Origin of the sequence: Mycobacterium sp. E1386 (assembly GCF_001672745.1) — a bacterium.
Lineage (GTDB): Bacteria > Actinomycetota > Actinomycetes > Mycobacteriales > Mycobacteriaceae > Mycobacterium.
Genome location: NZ_LZKH01000188.1, coordinates 1 through 6,050, shown reverse-complemented (window position 1 = coordinate 6,050; position 6,050 = coordinate 1). Strand labels below are relative to the sequence as shown.

Genomic DNA, 6,050 nt, shown 5'->3' with positions numbered 1-6,050 from the left:
GCTGGCCGGGTAGTTCACCGCGTACGCGTCGACGCTGCGCGAGCCGAGGGCCGGCTGCAGCGCGGCGAGCAGCGCGTCTCCGGCGACCCCGAGACCGGGCGGCTCGGCGGTGCCGCGGGCGAAGATGAGCTGAACGTCGGGACATCCGTCGGCCCGCGCCGGCGCCAGCGGACCGGTGGCGATCGAAAGAGCCGCCACCGCAACGGCGACGGCCAGGCCGGCAATCGGCCACTTACGAAGATTCATGCGGCAGATTTTCACATATTCCGGCGTGTGCCACCGCGCCGCTAAGCTCCCCCACTGTGGCCGAACCCCCGCTCGACCCCGCCGAGCTCGCGCTGCGGGCGGCGCAGGTCATCGGGGAGCGCACCGGCGTGCCCGGGCACGACGTCGCCATCGTGCTCGGATCCGGTTGGCGCCCAGCGGTTTCCGCGCTCGGCTCCCCGGTCGCCGTGCTGCCGCAGGCCGACGTGCCCGGGTTCGCGCCCCCGACCGCCGTCGGGCATACCGGTGAGCTGATCTCGACGCGCATCGGCGAGCGCCGGGTGCTGGTGCTGGTCGGTCGCGTGCACGCCTACGAGGGCCATGATCTGTGCCACGTCGTGCACCCGGTGCGGGCGGCTTGCGCGGCGGGCGCGCGCATCGTCGTGCTCACCAACGCGGCCGGCGGCTTGCGGCCCGACCTGACGGTGGGCCAGCCGGTGCTGATCAGCGATCACCTCAACCTGACCGCGCGTTCGCCGCTGGTCGGACCGCAATTCGTGGACCTGACCGACGCCTACTCGCCGCGGCTGCGGGACCTCGCCCGCCAGGACGACCCGGGACTGGCCGAGGGCGTCTACGCCGGCCTGCCGGGCCCGCATTACGAGACGCCGGCCGAGGTGCGCATGCTGCGGATGCTGGGCGCCGACCTGGTCGGCATGTCGACCGTGCACGAGACCATCGCCGCCAGGGCGGCCGGCGCCGAGGTGCTGGGGGTGTCGCTGGTCACCAATCTGGCCGCCGGGATCAGTGGTGAGCCGCTGAGCCACGCGGAGGTGCTAGCCGCCGGCGCCGCGTCGGCCGGCCGAATGGGCGCGCTGCTGGCCGACGTCGTAGCCCGGTTCTGAGATGACACCCGAGGAATGGATCGCACACGATCCCGACCCGGCGACGGCCGCCGAGCTCGCCGCGTGCGCGCCCGACGAGCTGGCCGCGCGATTCGCCCACCCGCTCCGGTTCGGCACGGCGGGCCTGCGCGGCCCGGTGCGCGGCGGGCCCGACGCCATGAACGTCGCGGTGGTGTCACGCGCCACCTGGGCGGTCGCGCGGGTGCTCGACGGGCGGGGCCTGGCCGGCTCGCCGGTGATCGTCGGGCGCGACTCCCGGCACGGCTCCGCCGTTTTCGCCACCGTCTCCGCCGAAGTGCTTGCCGCCCAAGGCTTCTCGGTCATGCTGCTGCCCGGGCCGGTGCCGACGCCGGTGGTCGCGTTCGCCGTGCGCCACACCGGCGCCGCCGCCGGGATACAGATCACCGCCTCGCACAACCCACGGACCGACAACGGCTACAAGGTCTACACGGACGGCGGCATCCAGATCGTCTCCCCCACCGACCGCGAGATCGAGGCCGCGATGGCCGCCGCTCCCCCGGCCGACGAAATCCACCGGGGTCCGGTGCAACCCGCCGGCACCGACCTGGTCGAGCGCTACATCGCCCGGGCCGCGGCGGTGCGGCGCGGCACCGGTTCGGTGCGGGTGGCCTTGACCCCGCTGCACGGGGTCGGCGGCACCGTGGCCGTGGCAGCGTTGCAACGCGCCGGCGTCGGCCAAATCCACACCGTGGGTGCGCAGTTCGCGCCGGACCCCGACTTTCCGACCGTCGCTTTCCCCAATCCCGAGGAGCCCGGCGCCGCCGACGCGCTGCTGGCTTTGGCCGAAGAGGTCAGGGCCGACGTCGCGATCGCGCTGGATCCCGACGCCGACCGGTGCGCGGTCGGCGTCCCGGCCGGCTCGGGCTGGCGGATGCTGTCCGGTGACGAAACCGGTTGGCTGCTGGGCGATTACATCTTGTCGCGGGTCGCCGATCCGCGAGCGGCGGTGGTGGCCAGCACCGTGGTGTCCTCACGGATGCTGGCGGCCATCGCGCGCCGGTACGGGGCCACCCACGTCGAAACGCTCACCGGCTTCAAGTGGCTGGCGCGCGCCGACGCCGACGTGCTGGGCGGCACGCTGGTGTACGCGTACGAGGAGGCGATCGGGCACTGCGTCGACCCGGACGCCGTGCGCGACAAGGACGGCATCAGCGCCGCGGTGCTGGTGTGCGACCTGGTGGCCGCGCTCAAAGACCGGGGACGTTCGGTTTCCGACGCGCTCGACGAGCTCGCCCGGCACTACGGCGTGCACGACGTCGCGGCGGTGTCGCGCCGCGTCGCCGACGCCGCCGAGGCCGCCGAGGTGATGCGGCGGCTGCGCGAGACGCCACCGGAAACGCTGGCCGGGTTCACCGCGACCGTCACCGACATCGCCGACGCGCTGATCTTCACCGGCGGCGACGACGAAGCGTCGGTCCGGCTGGTGGTGCGGCCCTCCGGGACGGAGCCGAAGCTGAAGTGCTACATCGAGGTTCGCTGCGCGGTCACCGGCGAGCTGGACGACGCCCGGCGGCGGGCCGGGGCGATGCGCGACGAGCTGGTGTCTTCGGCGCAGAGCTGGTAATGGGGCTAGCGCGGCCCGTATTGACGGTCGCCCGCGTCGCCGAGACCCGGCACGATGTAGGCGTTCTCGTTGAGCCCGTCGTCGACCGCCACGGTGAACAGGCGCGCCCTGGGCGCCTTCTTCTCAAGCGCGGCAACGCCTTCGGGCGCGGCCACCGCGCACAACACCGTGACGTCGGTCGCACCGCGATCCAGCAGCAGGCCAACGGTGTGCTGCAAGGACCCGCCGGTGGCCAGCATCGGATCCATGACGAACACCGGCAGGCCGGCCAGCTCGTCGGGCAGCGACTCGAAATATCCAGTCGCCCGGTGGGTTTCCTCGTCGCGGGCCACGCCGACGAAGCCGACCGCGGCCTGCGGCAGGAGCGCGAGCGCCTGGTCCACCATGCCCAGTCCGGCCCGCAACACCGGCACCAGCAGGGGCGGTTTGGCCAGCCGCACTCCCTGCGCCTCGGCCACCGGTGTGCGGATCGGAAAATTCTCTCGGACGGCGTCCCTGGTGGCCTCGTAGATCAGCATCGCGGTCAGATCCCGCAACGCCGCCCGGAAGCCCTCGTTGTCGGTGCGTTCGTCGCGCATCGTCGTCAGCCGGGCGACCGCCAGCGGGTGATCGACAACGCGCACCTCCACGGTGTTTGACCTTATATAACGATCCGGCCGCAGTTCGCTAACGCCCCGCTGAAGCCGCCCGCGTCGCCGCCGGCGACCTGCCCGGTCCGCCCATATGCTCCCGTAGTGCTGAGTGGAATCGCGGATTCAACAGGGTTGACGGGCAGGGCATTTCGCGTCCTTGGGGCACTCGGCGCGCTGGCCCTGGTCGCGCTGGCGGCCAGCCCGCTGACTCCGCGGATAGGCCTGGTGGCAGCGGCCATTCCGCAGCCTGCGCACATCGTGATCGTGGTCGAGGAGAACCGCTCCGAAAACGGCATCATCGGCAACAAGTCGGCGCCCTTCATCACCGCGCTGGCCGCGGGTGGGGCCAACATGGTGCAATCGTTCGCCGAAACGCACCCCAGCGAGCCGAATTACCTGGCGCTGTTCGCCGGCAACACCTTCGGGGTGACCACGGACCAATGCCCCATCAACGGCGGCGCCGCGCCCAACCTGGGTTCCGAATTGCTGGCCGCCGGCTACACATTCGTCGGCTTCGCCGAGGGCCTGCCCGCGGTCGGCTCGCCGGCGTGCAGCGCCGGCAAGTACGCGCGCAAGCACGTGCCCTGGGCCAACTTCACCAACGTGCCGCCGGCGAACTCGCTGCCGTTCTCCGCGTTCCCGATGGGCAACTACGCCAGCCTGCCCACTGTGTCGTTCGTCATCCCCAACAACGACGACAACATGCACGACGGCTCGATCGCTCAGGCCGACACCTGGCTGAACCGGCAGCTGTCGGGCTACGCCAACTGGGCGGCGGCCAACAACAGCCTGCTGATCGTGACGTTCGACGAGGACGATAACGGCAGCCGCAACCAGATCCCCACGATCTTTTACGGCGCCCACATCCGTCCCGGCAATTACAGCGAGCAGATCAACCACTACAGCGTGCTGTCCACGATCGAGCAGATGTACGGGCTGCCCAAAACCGGATACGCGGCCAGCGCGCCACCGATCACCGATATCTGGGGCTAGCCGCTCCCGACGGCAGGGGTGCTCCCCCGCCGTCGCTATTGTGTGCCGCATGGCTGCTGACCTCGTGCCCATCCGCCTGAGCCTGTCCGACGGCGACCGCTACACCGTGTGGGCGCCCCGCTGGCGCGACGCCGGCGACGAGTGGGAGGCGTTCCTGGGCAAGGACGAGGACCTGTACGTCTTCTCCTCGGTCGCCGACCTGGTCGCGTTCGTGCGCTCCGACACCGACAACGACCTGGCCGACCACCCCGCGTGGAAGGACCTGACCGCGGCGCACGCGCACAAGTTCTCGCCCGCCGACGACAAGCAGTTCGATCTGGTCGCGGTCGAGGAGCTGGTGTCGGAGAAGCCGACCGAGGAGTCGGTGACCGGGCTGGCCCGCACGCTGGCGCTGGTCTCGTCCATCGGGTCGGTGTGCGAGCTCGCGGCGGTGTCGAAGTTCTTCAACGGCAATCCCACGCTGGGCACCGTGTCCGGCGGGATCGACCACTTCAGCGGCAAGGCCGGCCTCAAGCGCTGGAACGCGCTCGGCGAGATCATCGCGCGCAGCTGGGACGACGTGCTCAGCGCGATCGAGGACATCGTCACCACCCCCGAGGTGGACACCAAGCTGTCGGCCAAGGCCGCCGACGAGCTGGCCGAAGAGCCCGAGGAAGAGGAAGAGGCGGAAGACACCGAGGCCGACGAGGAGGCCGACGCCGAGGCCGACGAGCCCGTGGAGGCCGACGCCGAGGAGCCCCGCGCGGCCGGTGACACCGTAATCCTGGGCAGCGACGAGGATTTCTGGCAGCAGGTCGGCATCGATCCGATTCGGATCATGACGAGTTCAGGCACCTTCTACACCCTGCGGTGCTACCTCGACGACCGCCCGATCTTCCTGGGCCGCAACGGGCGCATCAGCGTGTTCACCTCCGAACGGGCGCTGGCCCGTTATCTCGCCGACGAGCACGACCACGACCTGGCCGACCTGAGCACCTACGACGACATCCGCACCGCCGCCACCGACGGTTCGCTGGAAGTCAAGGTCACCGAGGACAACGTCTACGTGCTCAGCGGGCTGGCCGACGACATCGCCGACGGGCCGGACGCGGTGGACCGCGACCAGCTGGACCTGGCCGTCGAACTGCTCCGCGACATCGGCGACTACTCCGAGGAGGGCACGGTCGACAAGGCGCTGGAGACGGGCCGCCCGCTGGGCAAGCTGGTGGCCTACGTGGTCGAGCCCGGCTCGGTCGGCAAGCCCTCGGCGCCGTACGCCGCGGCGGTGCGGGAATGGGAGAAGTTGGAGCAATTCGTCGACGGGCGGCTCAGGCGCGAATAGCCCCCGTTTGACGGCCCGGAGAGTCTCCTCTTTACTGGCGGGTGTCGCTTCCCGGGATCGGCCCGTTACCGCTCTACGGCTTCCAGCGCCCGGGCATGCTGTTGTTCGGTTTGCTACCGCTGGCCTTGCTCGCCGTCTACGTCCTGGTCCAGGCGCGTCGCCGACGCCGGTTGCGCCGGTTCACCGAGGCGAGCGTGCCCCAGTCGCCGACGCGGCACATCCCGATCGCCGTCGCGCTGCTCAGCCTGGTCCTGCTGACCATCGCGCTGGCCACCCCGACCCACGACATGCGCATCCCGCGCAACCGCGCCGTCGTCGTCCTGGTCATCGACATGTCGCAGTCCATGCGGGCCACCGACGTCGCACCGAATCGGCTCAAGGCGGCCGAGGAGGCGGCCAGCCAGTTCGCC

Annotated in this window: 6 protein-coding genes and 1 pseudogene; 5 read left to right on the top strand and 2 right to left on the bottom strand. The window is 70.9% G+C overall.

Annotated elements, in window-relative coordinates:
- Positions 1–246: cutinase family protein (locus A5709_RS19040; protein ID WP_231971971.1), on the bottom strand; the 246-nt coding region annotated here is incomplete at its 3' end.
- Positions 247–302: 56 nt separating this feature from the next.
- On the opposite strand from A5709_RS19040, the gene A5709_RS19035 reads away from it, so the two are divergent.
- The gene (locus A5709_RS19035) at positions 303–1,109 is read left to right on the top strand and encodes a purine-nucleoside phosphorylase (RefSeq protein WP_067943968.1); all 807 of its coding nucleotides are present in this window, start codon (positions 303–305) and stop codon (positions 1,107–1,109) included.
- Between the two features lies 1 nt (position 1,110).
- Positions 1,111–2,694, top strand: a complete 1,584-nt coding sequence (locus A5709_RS19030; RefSeq protein WP_068121619.1) for a phospho-sugar mutase — start codon at positions 1,111–1,113, stop codon at positions 2,692–2,694.
- 5 nt (positions 2,695–2,699) lie between these two features.
- On the opposite strand, the gene upp is transcribed toward A5709_RS19030, so the two are convergent.
- The gene (gene upp / locus A5709_RS19025; RefSeq protein WP_068121613.1) at positions 2,700–3,323 is read right to left on the bottom strand and encodes a uracil phosphoribosyltransferase; all 624 of its coding nucleotides are present in this window, start codon (positions 3,321–3,323) and stop codon (positions 2,700–2,702) included.
- A 177-nt stretch (positions 3,324–3,500) separates the two neighbouring features.
- Between upp and A5709_RS19020 the strand changes: the two genes are divergently transcribed.
- The 3 genes and pseudogenes from A5709_RS19020 to A5709_RS19010 form a co-directional block, all read left to right on the top strand.
- Positions 3,501–4,319: an alkaline phosphatase family protein gene (locus A5709_RS19020; RefSeq protein WP_068121622.1), complete on the top strand. Its 819-nt coding sequence runs from the start codon at positions 3,501–3,503 to the stop codon at positions 4,317–4,319.
- 49 nt (positions 4,320–4,368) lie between these two features.
- Positions 4,369–5,640: a primosomal protein gene (locus A5709_RS19015; RefSeq protein WP_068121609.1), complete on the top strand. Its 1,272-nt coding sequence runs from the start codon at positions 4,369–4,371 to the stop codon at positions 5,638–5,640.
- Between the two features lie 41 nt (positions 5,641–5,681).
- Positions 5,682–6,050 (top strand): annotated as a pseudogene (locus tag A5709_RS19010) (hypothetical protein); the annotation flags it as partial.